The organism is Streptomyces sp. NPDC057253 (genome assembly GCF_042669125.1).
Taxonomy (GTDB): domain Bacteria; phylum Actinomycetota; class Actinomycetes; order Streptomycetales; family Streptomycetaceae; genus Streptomyces.
The window spans coordinates 194,736-212,226 of sequence record NZ_JBHUXV010000003.1; the positions used below are offsets into that span (position 1 = coordinate 194,736).

Annotated in this window: 16 protein-coding genes; 10 read left to right on the forward strand and 6 right to left on the reverse strand. The window is 72.0% G+C overall.

The genetic code is table 11. The features are described from left to right. The first annotated feature begins 15 nt into the window (after positions 1 to 15). The 8 genes from ACFULQ_RS03005 to ACFULQ_RS03040 all read left to right on the forward strand — a co-directional run bounded on the left by ACFULQ_RS03005 (position 16) and on the right by ACFULQ_RS03040 (position 8,490). Positions 16 to 978, forward strand: a complete 963-nt coding sequence (locus tag ACFULQ_RS03005) for a glycosyltransferase (RefSeq protein WP_383537282.1) — start codon at positions 16 to 18, stop codon at positions 976 to 978. Then, positions 975 to 2,210, forward strand: a complete 1,236-nt coding sequence (locus ACFULQ_RS03010) for a glycosyltransferase (RefSeq protein WP_383537285.1) — start codon at positions 975 to 977, stop codon at positions 2,208 to 2,210. Before ACFULQ_RS03005 ends, ACFULQ_RS03010 begins: the two co-directional genes overlap by 4 nt. After that, positions 2,207 to 2,842 carry an SIS domain-containing protein gene (locus tag ACFULQ_RS03015; protein WP_383537287.1) on the forward strand — a complete coding sequence of 212 codons (636 nt, stop codon included), beginning with the start codon at positions 2,207 to 2,209 and terminating at the stop codon, positions 2,840 to 2,842. Before ACFULQ_RS03010 ends, ACFULQ_RS03015 begins: the two co-directional genes overlap by 4 nt. Beyond that, a complete protein-coding gene (locus tag ACFULQ_RS03020; protein ID WP_383537290.1) occupies positions 2,839 to 4,359 on the forward strand; it encodes a PfkB family carbohydrate kinase in 1,521 nt (506 codons plus the stop codon). The genes ACFULQ_RS03015 and ACFULQ_RS03020 overlap by 4 nt, the downstream gene beginning before the upstream one ends. Next, positions 4,356 to 5,399: a glycosyltransferase family 9 protein gene (locus tag ACFULQ_RS03025; protein WP_383537292.1), complete on the forward strand. Its 1,044-nt coding sequence runs from the start codon at positions 4,356 to 4,358 to the stop codon at positions 5,397 to 5,399. Before ACFULQ_RS03020 ends, ACFULQ_RS03025 begins: the two co-directional genes overlap by 4 nt. Next, positions 5,338 to 6,240 carry a glycosyltransferase family 2 protein gene (locus tag ACFULQ_RS03030; protein WP_383537294.1) on the forward strand — a complete coding sequence of 301 codons (903 nt, stop codon included), beginning with the start codon at positions 5,338 to 5,340 and terminating at the stop codon, positions 6,238 to 6,240. Before ACFULQ_RS03025 ends, ACFULQ_RS03030 begins: the two co-directional genes overlap by 62 nt. Beyond that, positions 6,237 to 7,151 (forward strand): glycosyltransferase family 2 protein, encoded by a 915-nt coding sequence (locus tag ACFULQ_RS03035; RefSeq protein WP_383537297.1) that lies wholly within the window; start codon positions 6,237 to 6,239, stop codon positions 7,149 to 7,151. Before ACFULQ_RS03030 ends, ACFULQ_RS03035 begins: the two co-directional genes overlap by 4 nt. 151 nt (positions 7,152 to 7,302) lie before the next feature. Beyond that, entirely contained in the window at positions 7,303 to 8,490 is a 1,188-nt protein-coding gene (locus tag ACFULQ_RS03040; protein WP_383537299.1) for an ANTAR domain-containing protein, read from the forward strand. A 51-nt stretch (positions 8,491 to 8,541) separates the two neighbouring features. Here the strand turns inward: ACFULQ_RS03040 and ACFULQ_RS03045 are convergent, their stop codons facing one another. Together ACFULQ_RS03045 and ACFULQ_RS03050 are read right to left on the reverse strand one after the other, a co-directional pair. Then, positions 8,542 to 9,051 (reverse strand): hypothetical protein, encoded by a 510-nt coding sequence (locus ACFULQ_RS03045; protein ID WP_383537301.1) that lies wholly within the window; start codon positions 9,049 to 9,051, stop codon positions 8,542 to 8,544. Between the two features lie 43 nt (positions 9,052 to 9,094). Continuing rightward, positions 9,095 to 9,418: a DUF2795 domain-containing protein gene (locus tag ACFULQ_RS03050; protein ID WP_383537303.1), complete on the reverse strand. Its 324-nt coding sequence runs from the start codon at positions 9,416 to 9,418 to the stop codon at positions 9,095 to 9,097. 367 nt (positions 9,419 to 9,785) lie between these two features. On the opposite strand from ACFULQ_RS03050, the gene ACFULQ_RS03055 reads away from it, so the two are divergent. Together ACFULQ_RS03055 and ACFULQ_RS03060 are read left to right on the forward strand one after the other, a co-directional pair. Continuing rightward, the gene (locus ACFULQ_RS03055; protein WP_383537306.1) at positions 9,786 to 11,180 is read left to right on the forward strand and encodes a cytochrome ubiquinol oxidase subunit I; all 1,395 of its coding nucleotides are present in this window, start codon (positions 9,786 to 9,788) and stop codon (positions 11,178 to 11,180) included. Continuing rightward, positions 11,177 to 12,226 carry a cytochrome d ubiquinol oxidase subunit II gene (locus ACFULQ_RS03060; RefSeq protein WP_383537308.1) on the forward strand — a complete coding sequence of 350 codons (1,050 nt, stop codon included), beginning with the start codon at positions 11,177 to 11,179 and terminating at the stop codon, positions 12,224 to 12,226. Before ACFULQ_RS03055 ends, ACFULQ_RS03060 begins: the two co-directional genes overlap by 4 nt. A 32-nt stretch (positions 12,227 to 12,258) precedes the next feature. Here the strand turns inward: ACFULQ_RS03060 and ACFULQ_RS03065 are convergent, their stop codons facing one another. The 4 genes from ACFULQ_RS03065 to ACFULQ_RS03080 all read right to left on the reverse strand — a co-directional run bounded on the left by ACFULQ_RS03065 (position 12,259) and on the right by ACFULQ_RS03080 (position 16,855). Continuing rightward, positions 12,259 to 13,443 carry a glycosyltransferase family 4 protein gene (locus tag ACFULQ_RS03065; protein ID WP_383537310.1) on the reverse strand — a complete coding sequence of 395 codons (1,185 nt, stop codon included), beginning with the start codon at positions 13,441 to 13,443 and terminating at the stop codon, positions 12,259 to 12,261. Positions 13,444 to 13,447: 4 nt separating this feature from the next. After that, the gene (locus tag ACFULQ_RS03070; RefSeq protein WP_383537313.1) at positions 13,448 to 15,622 is read right to left on the reverse strand and encodes a glycogen debranching N-terminal domain-containing protein; all 2,175 of its coding nucleotides are present in this window, start codon (positions 15,620 to 15,622) and stop codon (positions 13,448 to 13,450) included. Beyond that, the gene (locus ACFULQ_RS03075; RefSeq protein WP_383537315.1) at positions 15,619 to 16,008 is read right to left on the reverse strand and encodes a DUF2267 domain-containing protein; all 390 of its coding nucleotides are present in this window, start codon (positions 16,006 to 16,008) and stop codon (positions 15,619 to 15,621) included. Before ACFULQ_RS03075 ends, ACFULQ_RS03070 begins: the two co-directional genes overlap by 4 nt. 640 nt (positions 16,009 to 16,648) lie before the next feature. Next, positions 16,649 to 16,855, reverse strand: a complete 207-nt coding sequence (locus tag ACFULQ_RS03080) for a hypothetical protein (RefSeq protein WP_383537317.1) — start codon at positions 16,853 to 16,855, stop codon at positions 16,649 to 16,651. Between the last annotated feature and the right edge of the window lie 636 nt (positions 16,856 to 17,491).

The following is a 17,491-nucleotide window of genomic DNA, read 5'->3' on the forward strand; positions in this document are numbered from 1 at the left end:
AGAAGGACCCCCCACATGAACATCCTGGTATGGCACGTGCACGGCTCGTGGCTGACGACGTTCGTGCAAGGCCCGCACAGCTGTCTGGTGCCCGTGACGGAGGATCGCGGACCCGACGGACTCGGCCGGGCCAGGACCTGGCAGTGGCCCGACAGCGTCCGCGAGATGACGCCCGATCAGCTGCGCGCGGCCGACATCGACCTGATGGTGCTGCAACGGCCGCACGAGATCGAACTGGCCCACCGCTGGACCGGCAGGCGGCCCGGTGCCGACGTGCCGGCCGTCTACGTCGAGCACAACAGCCCCCACGAGTCACCCGTGGACACGCGCCACCCGCTCGCCGGGCGGTCGGACATCCCGCTCGTGCACGTCACTCACTTCAACGAACTGATGTGGGACAACGGGCGGGCCCCGACCGAGGTGATCGAGCACGGGATCATCGACCCCGGCCACCTGTGGACGGGCCAGGAGCAGCGCGCCGCGGTCGTCGTCAACGAACCCGTACGGCGCGGCCGTACGACCGGCACCGACCTGCTGCCCCGCTTCGCCCAGTGGGCTCCGCTGGACGTGTTCGGCATGCGCACCGAGGGGCTCGCCCACCACCTCGGCCTGCCGCCCGACCGCTGCCGCAGCCGGGACCTCCCCCAGAGCGAGCTGCATCCGGCGATGGCCCGCTGCCGGCTGTATCTGCACCCCGTGCGCTGGACTTCGCTGGGCCTGTCCCTGCTGGAGGCCATGTACCTCGGGATGCCCGTGGTGGCGCTGGCCACGACCGAGGTGTGTGAGGCGGTCCCGGACACGGCGGGGGTCGTCTCCAACCGCATGCACGTCCTGCGCAGCGCCGTCCGCGGGCTGCTCGCCGACCGCGACCACGCGCGCCGGACAGGGGAGGCCGCCAGGGCCGCGGTACAGGCCCGCTACGGACAGCGGCGGTTCCAGGACGACTGGGACCGCCTCATCAAGGAGGTCACCCGATGAGCCACCCCTCGGCCGGACGTGTCGCCATGGTCTCCGAGCACGCCAGCCCGCTGGCCGGACTCGGCGGACCCGACGCGGGCGGACAGAACGTCTACGTGGCCCAGCTGGCCCGGTTGCTCGCGCGCCGCGGACACGAGGTCACCGTCTACACGCGCCGCGACAGCCCCCGCACGCCCGAGCGGGTCACCACACCCGACGGTGTCCGTGTCGTGCACGTCCCGGCCGGACCGGCCGCCCCCATACCGAAGGACGAACTCCCGCCGTACATGCCGGAGTTCGGCGCATGGCTGGCCCGGGAATGGCAGGAGTGGCGGCCGGACGTCGTGCACGCCCACTTCTGGATGTCCGGCACGGCGGCGCTGGCCGGGGCGCGGGATCTGGGCGTGCCCGTCGTGCAGACGTACCACGCGCTGGGCACGGTCAAGAGGCGCTACCAGGGAGCCGCCGACACCAGCCCGTCCAACCGTGTGTCGATCGAGACGGCCGTGGGCCGTGCGTGCGACGCGATCCTCGCCACCTGCCGGGACGAGGTGGCCGAACTCCTCGCCATGGGGCTGCCCCGGCGGAACATCACGGTCGTCCCCTGCGGGGTGGACCCCGAACAGTTCGCCCCGGCTCCCCGGGGCGGGCGCACCCGGTCCGGCCCGCGACGACTGCTGACCGTCGGGCGGCTCGTCCCCCGCAAGGGCTTCGACCGCGCCATCCGGGTCCTCTCCCACGTCCCCGACGCCGAACTCGTCATCGCCGGCGGCCCGGAGCCCGATCTGCTCTTCGCCGAACCCGAGGCCGAACGGCTCCTGTCGATCGCCCAGGAACACCGGGTCGCCGACCGCGTCACGTTCCTCGGCGGAGTGGGACGCGACCGGATGCCGCACCTGATGGCCGACGCCGATCTGGTCCTGTCGCTGCCGCGCTACGAACCCTTCGGCATTGTGCCCGTCGAGGCGATGGCCTGCGGAACGCCCGTCGTGGCCACCGCGGTGGGCGGCCAGCTCGACACCGTGGCGGACGGCCGCACCGGTGTCCTGGTACCGCCCGGCGACGGAGACGAACGGCGGATCGGCGCCCTGATCCGCGACCTGCTCGACGACCCCGAGCGGCTGGCGCGCTACGGCTCCCAGGGCCGCCGGCGCGTCCTGGACCGCTACACCTGGGACCGCGTGGCCGACGGAGTCACCGGCGTCTACGGCGCCGTCTCGTCCCTGCCCTCGCTCTCGGGAGCCGTCCGATGAAACTCGTCACCGACACCACCCACTGCGACGACCTGATGCGGGCGCTCCCGCAGTTCCGCCACGACGCCGCCCGGCTACGGCGCTGGGGCGCGAGCCTCGCCGACCGGCTCTGCGGCGGTGCGCGGCTGCTGGCCGCCGGCAACGGGGGCAGCGCCGCCCAGGCGCAGCACCTGACCGCCGAACTGGTCGGCCGCTACCGCGCCGACCGCCCGCCGTTCTCCGCGCTGGCCCTGCACGCCGACACCTCCGCCACCACCGCCATCGCCAACGACTACGGCGTCCAGGAGATCTTCGCCCGGCAGGTCTGCGCGCACGGCCGCGCCGGAGACGTCCTGGTGCTGCTGTCCACCAGCGGCGCCAGCGCCAACCTGCTCGTCGCCGCCGCCGAGGCGCAGCGCCTGGGCATGTGCGTGTGGGCCGTCACCGGTCCCGCGCCCAACCCTCTGGAGGCCGCCGCCGACGAGGCGCTGTGCGTGGCCGCGGACACCGCCGCCACCGTGCAGGAACTGCATCTGGTCGCCGTGCACATGCTGTGCGAGTCGTTCGACGAGTCCGTGGAGCGTCGCACGGCCCGTCGGCGAGGCAGGCAGGCCGGGCCGAACTGGGCCGTGGCGGGGGAGGAGCGCCGATGAGGACTCCGGCCCCGCTGCTCGTCGTGGGGGACGCCCTGCTCGACCGCGATGTGTCCGGACGGGCCGAGCGCCTCGCGCCCGACGCGCCGGTGCCGGTCGTCGACGGAGCCGGACACGCCGTGCGGCCGGGCGGCGCGGCTCTGGCGGCCTGTCTCGCCGCGACCGACGGGCGGGAGGTCACCCTGGTTACGACCCTTGGCGAGGATCCGGCCAGCGAGTCGGTGCGCGCGATGCTGGCCGGCCGCGTCCGGGTGGTGGCGCTGCCGCTGTCCGGAGCCCTGAGCAGCAAGACCCGCATCCTCGCCGGGGACCGGCCGCTGCTGCGCCTGGACGAGGGGGACGGCCGTGCAGGCGGGTCGACGCGGGAGGCGTTGCGGGAGATCGCCGGCGCGATCGCCGTCCTGGTCGCCGACTACGGCCGGGGCACCGCCGACGTGCTGCGCGAGGCGCTCGCCGAGGCGGCGGGCCGGGTGTCCGTGGTGTGGGATCCGCACCCCCGCGGGCAGGCACCGGTGCCGGGCGTCCGCGTGGCGACGCCGTCCGCGAGCGAGGCGCGCGCCTTCGCCGCGGGGGAGGCGGAACCCGGCGGCCCGCTGAGGAGCGCGGCACGGGACGCGGCCGCGCTCGTCGAAGCATGGCGGTCGACGTCCGTGGCGGTGACCCTGGGCGGGCGCGGCGCGCTGCTGTCGTACGGCGGAACCCCGCTGATGGTGCCCTCGCCGCAGCACGCGCAGGGCGACCCCTGCGGGGCCGGTGACCGGTTCGCGGCCACGACGGCCGGACTGCTGGCGGACGGCGAACTCACCGAGGACGCCGTGCGCGGCGCGGTCCACGCGGCCACGCGGTACGTCGCCGAGGGCGGTGCACGCGCACTGGCCGCGGGCGATCACCTGGCGGCTTCGGACGACACCGCCTTCGGCGTCCGGCCCGCTGCCCGGGGTGTTTCCTCCGGGGAGCCCCACCGCTCGGCCTCGGGTGGCGCCCTGTCGTGGGCCGAGGACGATGCCGTGACTTTTGTGGACGACCCCACCGGCGAGGCCTTGCGCGTCGCCACCGCAGTGCGAGCGGACGGCGGGACCGTCGTCGCCGCCGGCGGCTGCTTCGATCTGCTGCACGCCGGGCACGTGGGCCTGCTCCAGGAGGCCCGCCGCTGCGGCGACTGCCTGGTGGTGTGCGTCAACTCGGACGCCTCCGTACGCCGGCGCAAGGGCGAGAGCCGGCCCCTCGTGCCGCTCGCGGACCGGATCCGGGTCCTGCGCGCACTGGAGTGCGTGGACGCGGTCGCCGTGTTCGACGAGGACACGCCCGAACGGCTGCTGGCCGAGCTGCGCCCGCACATCTGGGCCAAGGGCGGCGACTACGCGCGCAGCCCGATGCCGGAGGCGGAGCTCGTGGCGGGCTGGGGCGGCCAGACCGTGCTCTTCCCCTACCTCGACGGCCGCTCCACCACAGGGATCGCCGAACGCGCCGCCCTCACCCCGCACGCGCTCGGCGTGGCGGGAGGAGACCGACGGTGATCGCGGAAGGAAGGCCGCGGCGGCCCCGCCTGCTGGTGCTGCGCGCACTGGGGCTGGGTGACCTGCTCACCGGGGTCCCCGCGCTGCGCGGGATCCGGCGCGCCTTTCCGGCTCACCAGGTCGTCCTCGCCCTGCCGGGAGCCCTCACCGACGCCGCGCTCGCCACCGGCGCCGTCGACGCCGTACTGCCGGCCGAAGCCCCCGGCAGGGCCGTGCCGTCACTGGAGCACTGGCCGTTCGCCCCGCCGGACCTCGCCGTCGACCTGCACGGCAACGGACCCGAGAGCCGTGACGCCCTCGCCGCCCTGCGCCCGCGGCGCCTGCTCGCCCACGCCGACCACGACCCGCCCCTGTGGCGGGCGGACGAGCACGAACGGCAGCGGTGGTGCCGCTTCTTGGGGGCCCATGGCATCACCGCCGCACCGGACGACGTACGGCTGCCCCCTCCGGTCGCCTCCTCCCCGGCACCGGGAGCCGTCGTCGTCCACCCCGGCGCGGACGCCCCCGCGCGCCGCTGGCCGGCCGAGCGCTTCGCCGCTCTCGTCCGCTGCCTGCGCGCGGCTGGTCACCGGGTCGTCGTCACCGGCGGTCCGGGCGAGGACGCGCTGGTGCGGAGCGTCGCCGCGCGCGCGGGGCTGTCGGCCGGGGATGTGCTGCTCGGCGGCCTCGCCTTCGGCGACCTGTCGGCGCTTGTCGCCCGTGCCGCGCTCCTCGTGAGCGGCGACACCGGACTCGCCCACCTCGCCGTCGCCCACGCCACGCCGTCCGTCACGCTCTTCGGCCCGGTGTCGCCCCGGCTGTGGGGACCGCCCCGCACCCGCCGCCACACGGCCCTGTGGAAGGCCGGCCCGCCCGGCGACCCGCACGGCACGGACCCCGACCCCTGTCTGCTGCGCATCGACGCCGATGAGGTCTCCACCGCCGCGCTGGCACACCTGCCCCGCCCGAGCAGCCTGATCCCCGAGGAAGGCGGCCCCCGTGCCCTCGCCCACCAACCAGCCTCCCGACGACAGGGTCACGGTCGCGGTGATCACCCGTGACCGCCCGGCCAGTCTCCTGCGCACCCTCGACGCGCTGAGCGGCCTGCCGGAACGCCCACCGGTCATCGTCGTCGACAACGGCGGCGACGACTCGCTGCCCGGCACCCTCACGGACCACCCGTCCGCGGCCCGCCTGCTGCGCCCCCGCGAGAACACCGGCGCGCTCGGCCGCAACCTCGCCGTGCACATGGCCCTGACGCCTTACGTCGCCTTCAGCGACGACGACTCCGGGTGGTCGCCGGGAGCGCTGCGGCGCGCCGCCGACCTGCTCGACGCCCACCCCCGGCTCGGCGTACTGGCCGCGCGCACCCTCGTCGGGCCCGAAGGCGCCGAGGATCCCCTCAACACCATCCTCGCCTCCTCCCCGCTGCCGCCCGAACCGGACCTGCCCGGCCGCCCCGTGCTGGGCTTCCTGGGCTGCGCCTGCGTGGTACGCAGGGAGGCGTTCCTCGCCGCGGGAGGCTTCCACCCACTGCTCTTCTTCGGCGCGGAGGAGACACTCCTCGCCTACGACGTCGCCGCCCGCGGCTGGGGCGTCGTCTACGAACCGTCGATGACCGCCTGGCACGACCCCGAACCGACGGGCCGCACGGGCCGCGACCCTCTGATCCGCCGCAACGAAGTACTGACCCTGTGGCTGCGCCGCCCGCTGCGCCTCGCCCTGAAAGCGAGCGCCCGCCTCGCGACGGCCGCCGTCGCCGACCGCTCAGGCGCCCGCCGCGCCCTGTACGAGCTTCTCGTACGGCTGCCCGCCGCCCTCGTCCAGCGCCGACGCCTGCCCGAACGGGTCGAGCACGCGGCGGGACTGCTGGACCGTCGCACACCAGGAGACGAGGCGTGAGCGCGGGCCCGCAGCACCCCGACGGCCGTACCACCGTGGTGGTCATCACCCACAACCGGCGCACCGAACTCCTGCGCACCCTGGGCAAGCTGCACCGGCTGCCCGAGCGGCCGGAGGTCATCGTCACCGACAACGCCTCCACCGACGGGACGGCCGAAGCGGTCCGCACCGACTTTCCCCGCGTCCGGCTGCTGTGCCCGGGCCGCAACCTGGGCGCCGTGGGCCGCAACCTGGCGGTGCGCGGTGTCCGTACGCCCTACGTCGCGTTCTGCGACGACGACAGCTGGTGGGAACCCGGCAGCCTGCGCCGCGCGGGCGACATCCTCGACGCGTGTCCGGGCCTGGCGGCCGTCACCGCCCGGATCCTCGTGCAGCCGGGCGGAGCGGACGACCCCGTCGTGGCGGAACTGCGCCATTCACCGCTGGCCGGACCCGGCTGGCTGCCCGGCCCCGCCCTCGGCTCCTTCCTCGCCGCCGCCACCGTCCTGCGCGCTGACGCCTTCCGCGGCGCGGGCGGCTTCCACCCGGGCCTGTGGCTGGGCGGGGAGGAGGAGCTGCTGGCCACCGATCTGCTGCGCCAGGGCTGGTGGCTGACGTACGCGGAGGACCTGCTCGTCCACCATCAGGCCTCGGTGCTGCGGGACAGCACGCGCCGCCGGATCCTGGGGCTGCGCAACACCCTGTGGTTCACGTGGCTGCGCCGCCCGCTGCTGCCCGCACTGCGGCGGACGGCCCAACTGCTCGTCCAAGTTCCCCGGGACCTGCCCTCGGCCCGCGCCACCGCCGAGGCGCTGGCCGGGCTGCCGTGGGTATTGCGCCAACGCGCCCCGGTGGGACCGGAACTGGAGCGCATGCTGTCCACCCTGGAACGGGCCCGGCGCCACTCGGACGCCCGCAAATATGTGGGTTGAGGCAGGGGTCGAACAGGCGTTTCGCTTGCCTTCGCCCCGTCATGGGGGAAAGGGTGGTGCTTACGGTTCGGACGGGCGGACCTGCCGGGCGGAGCGTGCGAGCGGTGCTCCAGTGGTCCCTGTGCGCAACCGAATGTCCCGGTGAGGATCTATGGCGATTCGTACTCCATTGACCGTGCTCCCGGCCTCCGATCGGGCGAGAGTCGTCTGTCTGTCCGGCGCACTGGAGGACGACGTCTGCGAGCGGCTCGCGCGGGAACTGGGGCAGCACCTGGACACCGCCGCGCGGCAGGGGCAGCGGCTGGTGCTCGACCTGTCCGCCGTCGAGTTCATCGGCGACGCGGCCCGGCAAGCCCTGCGCAGCGCCACGGACCACCTGGCCCGCGAGCCCGTGCCGGTGGTGGCCGCGGCCTCGGCGGGCGCGGCGCTGGAGCGGGTGCATGCCGTCGGCCTCCACGTCTACGACACGCTCGCCGATGCGCTGCTGTCACTGCCCCGGACACCGGACCTCGGCGCGTCGACGACTCCGGACACGCGCAGTGAGGTGTTCGGGATGCGGGCCAAGGCCCGTACGACCGCCTTGATCGGCATGGCTCAGGGCATGCTGATCGAACGCTACGGCCTGTCGGGTTCCGACGTCGCCTTCGCCCTGCTCCGGCGGGGGTCCCAGCATTTCAACCTGCCCTTGCGGGTGCTTGCTTCGGCCCTCCTCACGGCCCCGCCGCCGCAGACCGACGAGACGTGGTTTCCCGGACGCACCACGCACATACCGCCCCCCGCGGCCGGCTTCCTCAGCGCCCACGGCGTGGCCGCCGGCGACCGGAGGCAGGTGCTGGTGGCGGCTCTGCACGAGGCGGTGGTCCGCTGTGAGGCGGACGCGGCCGAGGTACATCTCACCGACCCGGCGCAGGACGACGTGCTCTTCCTCGAGGAGCACCATGGTCTGCACGCCGGCTACTGGGATCAGGTCGCCCTCGTCACGGGGCCTCCCGTGGTGTGCGCCCGGGCGCAGCGAGACCTCGCACCCGTCACCGTGCCCGACGTCGCCACGGACCCCGCTCTCGCGGACCACCCCGCGGGAGACGTCCTCCTGGCGGCGGGCAGCCGCGCGGTCCACAGCCACCCGCTGATCGCCGCCGACGGCCACTGCACCGGCACGGTGACCCTGCACTGGGCGAAGCCGGGATCCTGGCTGACGACTGCGCAGGAACGCGGCCTCGACACCCTGGCGGCCGAGCTGGCGGCGTGGCGTTCCTGGTACCGGCGCACGGTGGTCCTGGACGCGCTTGAGTACCTCCACCGGCACCGCGATCCTGTTGCCCCGCCCGAAGGGGTGTGAGGCGGCGGAAGCCGCTGGAGGGACTGAAGAAAGGTCGGGGACCGGTATGCGTCACAGCCGGGGCTTGGTCTCCCAGCGGGGGCCCATGTCGGGGGTGTCGACTCCCGCCAGTTCCGTCACCAGGCGGTGCACCTGCGTCAGATCGTGGAGCAGCGCCCGCGTCTCGCTCGGCGGTATGTCCGCCTGCCGGGCGATGTCGTCCAGGAGCACGGCATCGCCGTCGTGCGCCGCCTGCGCCGCCGTCACCGCCTGGAACACCCGCTCGTGCTCCTGGGTGTACTCCTGGTGCTCGCCGTCGACGAACGTCCGCTCCGGGCCTTCCGCCGCCGGGTCCTTGATCGGCTCCTCGGCCAGATCGCCGGCGCGCCACTGCTGCTTGCCGCGGTGCTGCGCCGCGATCCGCTCCTCGTGCGTCACGGAACCGCCGTGGCGCAGATGCGTCCGCTGCTTGGAGGCGCCCGTGGTCTCGTTGCGGGCGCTGGGGCTCTCGCCGGCGGCCGCCGCCTCACGGGCCGCGGCCCTGCGCTCCTCCTCGTTGCCTTCCATCTTCTTGCGGACCATGATGCTCTCCTGTCCTCGTCCTCTGCCGTTCCTCCCGCTCGGGTCAGCGGTCCAGTTCCTCCTCGATCGGCGGCTTCGGCGCGTCGCGCAGATGCTGGGACTGGCCCGGCCTGCCGCCCTTGCGTGCCTGCTCGGCGCGCTGTGCGGGACTCAGGCCGAGGTCGGAGGCGGGGTCCACCCGTACCGACCGCGCCACCTCTTCCTTGTTCGCGTACTCGTCCGGCGGGATGGCACGTAGCGCCGCGACGACCTCCTCCGATCCGCCGCTCGCCTTGCTGGCGGCCTCCACCAGTTCGTCCTTGGTCGCCGGGAAGTCGACGTCCTTCAGGGCGTTCACGACCTCTCGGGCACTCGTGCCGTATGCCATGACCTGCTCTCCGTTCCGGTGTGTGGGGCTCCGGTCTGGGTCTCGGGGCCGCCGGGTACCCCGACACCGCTGGCCCTTTCGTCGCTTTGTCTCCCTTTTTCACACGGATGGTGAACCTGGCTGCGGCGGAAGGTGAGCGGGCACGGCCCGGTGGTCGCGGCCGGCTGCGGCGCGGATCACCGGACGTCACGAGAAACGACATGACGCGTACCCGGATGGCTGGTGACGGAGACGCAAAGGTCGGACCCACCTGAAGTGAGGACGCCCAGCCCGGGTACTCGGCCGGCCTTATGGACAAGGGCCCTCGCACGAGACGAGAGACACCTGGCGCGCGGACGGCGTCACGACAGATGGCGCCGTCAACGCCGTGGTGCCGGGCGGCCGATGGCTTCGCGCTGGGAGGGCTGTAGGCGTGTTCGACCTCATTGCAACGGAGGGCCCGGCAAATCTGCCGTACGCCCGCCACCAAATGGCCCTGACCTTGGGCTGGCACATCATCTTCGCCTGTTTCGGCATCGCGTTCCCCGCGATCGTGGTGTTCACCGAGTGGCTGGGTCACCGGCGGGCCGACGAGGTGCTGTCGAGCCTCGCCCACACCTGGGCCAAGGCCATGGGAGTGCTGTTCGCGGCGGGTGCGGTGTCGGGAACGCTGTTGTCGTTCGAGATGGGCATCCTGTGGCCGGGCCTGATGGACCGCTTCGGTGAGGTGTTCGGTTTTCCGTTCGTCCTGGAGGGATTTGCCTTCTTCGTGGAGGCGATCTTCGTCGGGGTGTACTTGTTCGGATGGAATCGTCTGTCGCCGCGGGCCCACATGCTCAGCGCACTGCCGATGGTCATAGCGGGAATCGCGGGCGCGTTCTTCGTGGTCTCGGCGAACGCCTGGATGAACAACCCGACCGGCTTCCGCCTGGACGCCGAGGGGAACGTGATCGATGCCAGGCCGTGGGCAGCGATGTTCGGGCCCTCCACCTGGCCCCAGTTCACCCATATGTGGCTGGCCGCGTTCATGGTCACCGGCTTCTTGATCGCCTCGGTGTACGCCGTCGGGATGCTGCGCGGCCGACGTGACCGCTACCACCGGCTGGGGCTGCTCATCCCGCTCACCGTCGCGGTGTTCTTCACACCCGTTCAGATCGGCGTGGGGGACTGGATCGCCAACACCGTCGCCGACAATCAGCCCGCCAAACTGGCCGCGATGGAGGGCCAGTACAAGACCACGGCGGGGGCCGACCTGTCGCTCGGCGGACTCTACGTCGACAAAGAGCTGCGGTACGCCCTGGAGATCCCCAACGGGCTGTCGCTGCTGACCCATCACGACCCCGACGGCGTGGTGCCCGGCCTGGAGGAGACGCCGGCGGACCAGCGGCCCCCGGTCAACGTCGTCCACCTCGCGTACAACGCCATGGTCGCCATCGGCACCGCACTGCTGGGGCTGGCCGCCTGGTTCGGCCTGGTGTGGTGGCGGCGACGACGGATCCCCCGTACGGCTTGGTTCTTGCGCGCCGTGGGCGTTTCCGGGGCCGCGGCCGTGGTGGCCATGGAAGCCGGCTGGGTCACCACCGAGGTCGGCAGGCAGCCGTGGATCGTCTACGGGCTCATGCGAACCGAGGATGCGGTCAGCCCGGCAAGCGGTCTTGCCTGGGGTCTGGCGGCGGTGATTCTCGTGTACAGCATGCTGACCGTGTTCACCGTGGTCGTCCTGCGCCGGCTGGCGCGCGGCCGTGACACCCTCGCACCGCAGGAAGAGGAAGCGACACGATGACGCTCGCGTACGTCGTGCTGGGGGCGGCCTTTGTCGGCCTGATCGCCTACGCCCTGTTCGCCGGTGCCGACTTCGGCGGCGGCATCTGGGACCTGCTGGCCGGTGGCACCGAACGGGGACGTGCCGTGCGCGAGCGGGTCGAGCACTCGATCGGACCGGTGTGGGAGGCCAACCACGTGTGGCTGATCTTCGTGCTGGTGGTGCTGTGGACGGGGTTCTCGGGAGGGTTCGCCGCCGCCGTCACCACCCTCTACATCCCCCTCACCCTCGCCGCGTTCGGGATCATCGCCCGCGGTGCGGCGTTCGCGTACCGCAAGAGTGTCGGAACCCTGCAGATGCGCCGTTTCTTCGGTGCGGCGTTCGCGTTGTCCTCCCTTCTGACCCCCTTCTTCTTCGGTGCGGTCGTCGGCGGAGTCGCCTCCGGCCGGGTGCCGCCCCGTATCGCCGGCGGGGACGTGGTGACCAGTTGGGCCAACCCGACCTCAATGCTGGGCGGCAGCCTCGCCGTTCTGGTCTGCGCCTACCTGGCGGCGGTGTTCCTGTGCGGCGACGCCCGCCGCGACGGAGAGCACGAGCTGGCCGAGGCGTTCCGCCGCCGCGCCCTGGCGGCCGCCGTCGTCACCGGCGTGGTGGGTCTGGCCGGCATCGCGGTGCTGCGAGCGGACGCGCCCGTCCTCTTCGACGGGCTGACCGGCCGGGGCCTCCCGGCGGTGCTGCTGTCGGTCGTCGCCGGGCTGACCGCGCTCGCCCTCCTGGTGACCCGCCGCTACATCGCCGCGCGGCTCACCTCCGCGCTCGCCGTCACCGCCATCCTGGTGGGCTGGGCCGCGGGCCAGTACCCATACCTCCTCCTGCCCTCACTGACCGTCGAGCAGGCCGCCACCGGCCGTTCCACCCTGCTGGCCCTGCTCGTCGCCCTGTGCGCGGGCACGGTGATCCTCGTCCCAGCGCTGGCCTTCCTGTACACCCTGTTCCAACGACCCCCGTACGCGCCCGAGCCCCTGAGCCATGGTCACCGTCACTCGGGCCGGACCGAACCGAAGTGACCCCTTACCAGCGACATCGACTTCCTGCGTGCTTACGTCGGGTTCTCGGTCGCTGAGTCGATGGAATTCGCGGAAGAACGCGCCCTCGGGGTGTCGTTGACCGACTCGGTCCGTGGCCGCACGGAGTCGTGCGGGTCAGTGGTGTGGCCGTCAACGTGAGGCATCCGTCGCCCGTTGGCCCGGTCGCGGGCAAGCCGGTGATAGAGCGCCTCGTATGCGGAGGCCATGTTCAGGATGTCGAAGCGGTGGCGTACTCGATCCCGGCAGGCCCGTGCAGAGAGCTGGTCGACGGAGCGGAGCGCCGCGGGGAGCTGTTCGGGGCCGTCGCAGATGAAGCCGGTGACGCCGTCCTCGATGATTTCCGGTACCGAGCCGCGGCGCAGGGCGACGACCGGTGTGCCGCAGGCCATGGCCTCCACCATGACCATGCCGAAGGGCTCTTCCCAGCAGATGGGGAAGACGAGGCAGCGAGCGTGGGCGAGCAGGTCGAGTTTGGTGGCGTGATCGGCTTCGCCGATCCATTGGGCGTCCTCGCCCAGCCGGGGCAGGACCTCTGCGTCGATGTAGGGGCGCTCCGCGGGGTCGTTGCACCCGCCGGCGATGACAATGGGCATTCCCGCCTGACGGGCTGCGTCTATGGCCAGATGGACTCCCTTGTCCGCGGCGAGCCGGCCGAGGAATACGGCGTAGCGGTCCTTTTGGTGGCGGTAGGGGTAGTCGGCGGTGCGTACCGCGTTGAATATCTGGCCGGACCACGAGATGTCCGGGGCCTGTGCCTGCTGGGCTTGGGAGAGGGCCACAAGATGCACCGTGTCGCCCAGGGCGCGGTAGTACTCGCCGATCACTCCCGAGACGGGTCCGTGCGCGGTCACCACGGTGGGGGCGCGGCGGCGGTGTGCCTGAAGGGGGCCTGCGGTGCTGTGGTCGTGGATGACGTCGGGGCGCAGGGAAGCCAGTATCGTGGCCGCTCGGGCGGCATGGACCACTTCCGGCCCGACACTTCCCAGTCGCTCGCCCTGCGGGGTGTCGTAGGTGGGGGAGAAGTGGCCTCGGGTTCCGTTGTGGCCCACGCCGATGACGGTGACCCGGTGGCCCAGTTCGACGAGGCCGTCGACCAGGGCCGCGCACATCGCCTCGATCCCTCCGTAGCCGGCCGGGGGGAGTTCGAACCAGGGCGTCGAGAGCATCGCGATGTTCAGCGGGGTGGTGCCGAGCATGGCGTCACTCTCCTGTCGGCAACTGGTCAGGGGCGTGGTGGTTCGGTGCCGCGCTGAGGGGCCGACGGGACTGGCGCACGATCTCTATGTCGTCGGGCAGCCCGGTGAGGCGGGTCGACTCGCTGTCCACCTCCAGGTCCACACTTCGGCCGGCCAGTGAGATGTTGTGGATTTGCAGACGTCCGTAGCGGGCGGGCCAGGCCGGGGCGACCCAGATCTGACCGTGCGACATCCAGGGGTCGATCCGCAGGAGCGCGCGTACCAGTTGGACCGGGCTGGCCGCGGCCCAGGCCTGCGGTGAGCACGAGGTGGGGTACGGCAGCGGCGCGTCGTAGTCGCTGCGGTCGAAGCCGCAGAACAGCTCGGGCAGGCGGCCCCCGAAGGCCTCCGCGGTGTCGAGGATTGCGGTCGCCACCTGCTGGGCCTGTTCCACGAAGCCGTACCGCATCAGGCCGGTGGCGATGAGGGCGTTGTCGTGCGGCCAGATGGAGCCGTTGTGGTAGCTCATGGGGTTGTACGCGCCCATCGTGGACGCCAGGGTGCGCACGCCCCAGCCGGTGAACATCTCCGGTGACAGCAGGCGCTCAGCGACCTGTTCGGCCTTGTCACGGTCGGCGATGCCGGTCCAAAGGCAGTGGCCCATGTTGGAGGCCAGGGCGTCGATCGGGCGTTTGTCCCGGTCCAGGCCGACCGCGTACCACCCGCGTTCGGGCAGCCAGAACCGCTCGTTGAAGGCTTCCTTCAGCGCGGCTGCCCGCTGCGTCCAGTGCTCGACCGCCTTGAAGTCCCCGGCCTCGTGGGCGAAGTGTGAGCGCACGACGTAGGCCGCGTAGACGTAGCTCTGCACCTCGCACAGGGCGATCGGCGGTTCGGCCAGGCTGCCGTCGGCGAAGTTGATGCCGTCGTAGGAGTCCTTCCACCCCTGATTGACCAGGCCGCTGCCGGTCATCCGCTGGTACTCCACGAAGCCGTCGCCGTCCCGGTCGCCGTACTCCTCGATCCATTGCAGCGCGCGGTCGGCATGCGGCAGCAGCGCCTCGACGGCGTCGGGCGCGATGCCCCACCGGCTGAGCTCCCCGAGAACGACCACGAACAACGGGGTGGCGTCGGCGGTGCCGTAGTAGACACTGCTGCCGCTGCGGGCCAGCGGGAAGTTCAGGCCGAACCGGGTTTCGTGCAGGATGCGCCCGGGCTGTTCCTCGGTGTCCGGGTCGACCTTGCTGCCCTGGTCGCGGGCCAGGGTCTGCAGGGTGCCCAGGGCCAGGTTCTGGTCCAGTGGCAGAGCCATGTAGGAGGACAGCAGCGAGTCGCGGCCGAAGAGGGCCATGAACCAGGGGGCACCCGCGGCGATTGCCGTGCGTTCGGGATGCTGCGGGTCGAAGATGCGCAGCGCTCCCAGGTCCTCCATGCTGCGCTGCAGCGTCCTGTGCAGTTCCGGATCCTCGATGTCGGTGACGCGCGGGACGCTCTCGCGCCAGGCACGCAGGCGGCGCGCCGGCCCCGCCTCGCCGGGTTCCGCGCCCGGGGGGAAGACTCCGCTGACCTCCTCGCCGTCGATGCTGGGGCAGACGAGGACGGTGGCGTGCCATTCGCCGCGCGCCGGCAGCTCGGCCAGGAGATCCAGCCCGTCCGGCCGCGCAGTGGCACCGCTGCTCGCCACCCGCACGCCGCGCACGGAGTCCCCCGAGCGCAGCACGAGTTCCAGGGTGTCGCCGGTGGCAGTGGCCCTGACCTTGCCCACCCCGCGTACGCGGCTCTCCTTGACCGCGAACAGATCGGCGAAGTCGGCGCCCACGCGCAGGGAGACCGCCACCGTCATCGGACGCGCGCTGAGGTTGCGCAACCGGAGGTCCTCGCGCATCCCCTCGCCGACGTAGCGCCGACGTTCCAGCAGGACTTCGCTCTGCGAACCGTTCGGCGGGACGCGGGAGACGAACGTGGTGCTGTAGGGGTCCTTGGAAAGGACGGTGAGATGGTGCGGCCGGCGGCCGTCCACCCGGATCTGCCAGTCGGAGAGGATCCGCATGTCGCGGAAGAACAGCCCCTGCGGCACCTCCGCCTCCATGTCGCCCGAGGTGCCCGAGACGCAGAACGTCGGCCCCTCGACCAGTGTGACGGTGGCCTCCGTGAGCACGGCTGGTTCCGTCTCCTGGATGACGGCGCCGACGTCGTCGGTCATGCCTCCTCCCGGCTGGAGGCGCCCACGAGGGCCTCGAAGTCCCGGGGAAGCTGGGACATCACCTGGCGGAACTCCCCGTCACTGACCGCGTCCTTGAGGGTGTTCAGCTCCGCCCGTACGCCTTCGCGGGCCTCGTCCGGACTTATCCCTGCCCGCTTGCTCACCCGATTGATGAACTCGTCCAGTCCGAAGGCCTCCGCCTCGGGAGTGGGAGAGACCAGCGGCTCCTTCATCGGTTTGGGCAGTTCGGACGCGAGGTCGTCCGCCTCACCCCTGGTGAGCCGCTCGGCCAGCGTCTCCAGAGTGGCGCGGGTGAGAGGCTCCGCCTTCTCCGGGGGGACCGGGGCGCGCCGGGTGACGGTGTCGAGAAAAGTTGCGTAGTCCATGAGCAGTCCTTTTCTGAAGCCGTGGAACTGTCCGGTGGGGGTTGTGGGGCCGCCACCTGACGGTGCGTCATGCGTGTCGGTGTGGCGGGCTGACACGCGTAGTCGTGCGTACGCCTCGACCGAGGCCATTTCCATGCTCCGGCTGTGGCCTACGCCCGACCTGCTCCCGGCGGGTGGAAATGCGGCGGGCTCATTAGGCCTCCGAGCGCAGGTGCAGGGGCGCTTCGCCGCGGCGAAGGAGACACCGGCGCCGGTCTGCTGGGCCGGCGTCAGAGTGCCGAGCCTGTGAGCAACATCCGCCCAGCGCCTGGAGAAGGCTGTGGCCGGGTCGACAGGCTGTTGGACGGTCCCGGGAGACCGCTCTTCGGGTATCGGCGTCAGGGCGGGCACGGCGATGACCGTGTTGTGCATCCGGGTGGAGCCGGTGAGAGAAAGCCAAGCATCTCCTCGCGCCCGCAGAGCAGGGGTTCGACGCGGATCCGAGTGCGGTCCGTCTCACCGCTGACGACCGTGAGCAGTGGACCTGCATCGCGCTGTCATCGGTGGGCGCCCCGGCGGGAGGAACGATCCTGTGCCACGCCTGGTCGGAGACCTTCCCACCAGGGGGAAGCCGACGGCTCACCCCCGCCGGGCACGGTCGTCACTGCCTCTTGCGCGTGCCGCCGTCAGGTCGGGCGGGCCGGACCCAGCGGTCGGCGAGCAGTGAGCTGCGCGTCGCCAGATCGGTCAATCGATCGAGCTCCGATCGCACATGCCGGATGGCTGTCGCCATCTCGATCTCCAGGTGCCGGGCGAGGGACGGCCGGAGCGGGGAGCCGCCGGCCTGCGGACGCTGTGCCTCGTGCATGGTGGAAGGGCCTTTGATCCGTGGAGGGTGAAGTCTCCCCACGAGCCGGACCGCCCGGTTGCACGGCTTGGACCCGCGGCGGTCCGGCTCTGTCGGGGGACGGACTGCATGTGTCCAGTGGGGCCACGGCTATGCACACGCTGAGTGCAACGTTCCGCGGGTGTAGCGGACGCGGGCGCGGTCAGGGCGTTTTCCTGCGGCGCCAAGCATTGTGTCGATTGTTTGTACGATTCCGGTCGTGTCGACAAAACGCTTGACTCTGTTTGATCTTCACCAAGTTTTTGCATCTTTCGTTTTCCATCTCTGATTCACGGATACCTGGGTGGGCACTGTGGCGCGCAGCAACTATTCCGTTGCGTGCCGAAGTCAAGCCTGGCGGGCACTTGCCGGTGTGAAGTGAGGGACGCGGTGACCGATATTCGGATCGAAAGCGCTCGCCTGGATCCCGGTACTCCACTGGTGTACCGGGATGACGGCCGCCTTGTGCGGGTCGCCTTCGATCCGGGGCAGATCACCGAGGATGCCGCTCTGGCCTTAGTGTGCCTGAGGCTGCCTCGGCTGATCGGTGGCGCATCGGTGACGCGCAGGTCGGCGGCCGGTGCGCGTCCAGCGGAGACCGCCCGGTGAGTCCCGGAC

What these genes read in the sequence shown, in the direction of transcription:
- ACFULQ_RS03005 (WP_383537282.1), top strand. Translation starts at nt 16, where the DNA reads ATGAACATCCTGGTATGGCACGTGCACGGCTCGTGGCTGACGACGTTC.
- ACFULQ_RS03010 (WP_383537285.1), top strand. Translation starts at nt 975, where the DNA reads ATGAGCCACCCCTCGGCCGGACGTGTCGCCATGGTCTCCGAGCACGCC.
- ACFULQ_RS03015 (WP_383537287.1), top strand. Translation starts at nt 2,207, where the DNA reads ATGAAACTCGTCACCGACACCACCCACTGCGACGACCTGATGCGGGCG.
- ACFULQ_RS03020 (WP_383537290.1), top strand. Translation starts at nt 2,839, where the DNA reads ATGAGGACTCCGGCCCCGCTGCTCGTCGTGGGGGACGCCCTGCTCGAC.
- ACFULQ_RS03040 (WP_383537299.1), top strand. Translation starts at nt 7,303, where the DNA reads ATGGCGATTCGTACTCCATTGACCGTGCTCCCGGCCTCCGATCGGGCG.
- ACFULQ_RS03045 (WP_383537301.1), bottom strand. Translation starts at nt 9,051, where the DNA reads ATGGTCCGCAAGAAGATGGAAGGCAACGAGGAGGAGCGCAGGGCCGCG.
- ACFULQ_RS03050 (WP_383537303.1), bottom strand. Translation starts at nt 9,418, where the DNA reads ATGGCATACGGCACGAGTGCCCGAGAGGTCGTGAACGCCCTGAAGGAC.
- ACFULQ_RS03060 (WP_383537308.1), top strand. Translation starts at nt 11,177, where the DNA reads ATGACGCTCGCGTACGTCGTGCTGGGGGCGGCCTTTGTCGGCCTGATC.
- ACFULQ_RS03065 (WP_383537310.1), bottom strand. Translation starts at nt 13,443, where the DNA reads ATGCTCGGCACCACCCCGCTGAACATCGCGATGCTCTCGACGCCCTGG.
- ACFULQ_RS03070 (WP_383537313.1), bottom strand. Translation starts at nt 15,622, where the DNA reads ATGACCGACGACGTCGGCGCCGTCATCCAGGAGACGGAACCAGCCGTG.
- ACFULQ_RS03075 (WP_383537315.1), bottom strand. Translation starts at nt 16,008, where the DNA reads ATGGACTACGCAACTTTTCTCGACACCGTCACCCGGCGCGCCCCGGTC.
- ACFULQ_RS03080 (WP_383537317.1), bottom strand. Translation starts at nt 16,855, where the DNA reads ATGCACGAGGCACAGCGTCCGCAGGCCGGCGGCTCCCCGCTCCGGCCG.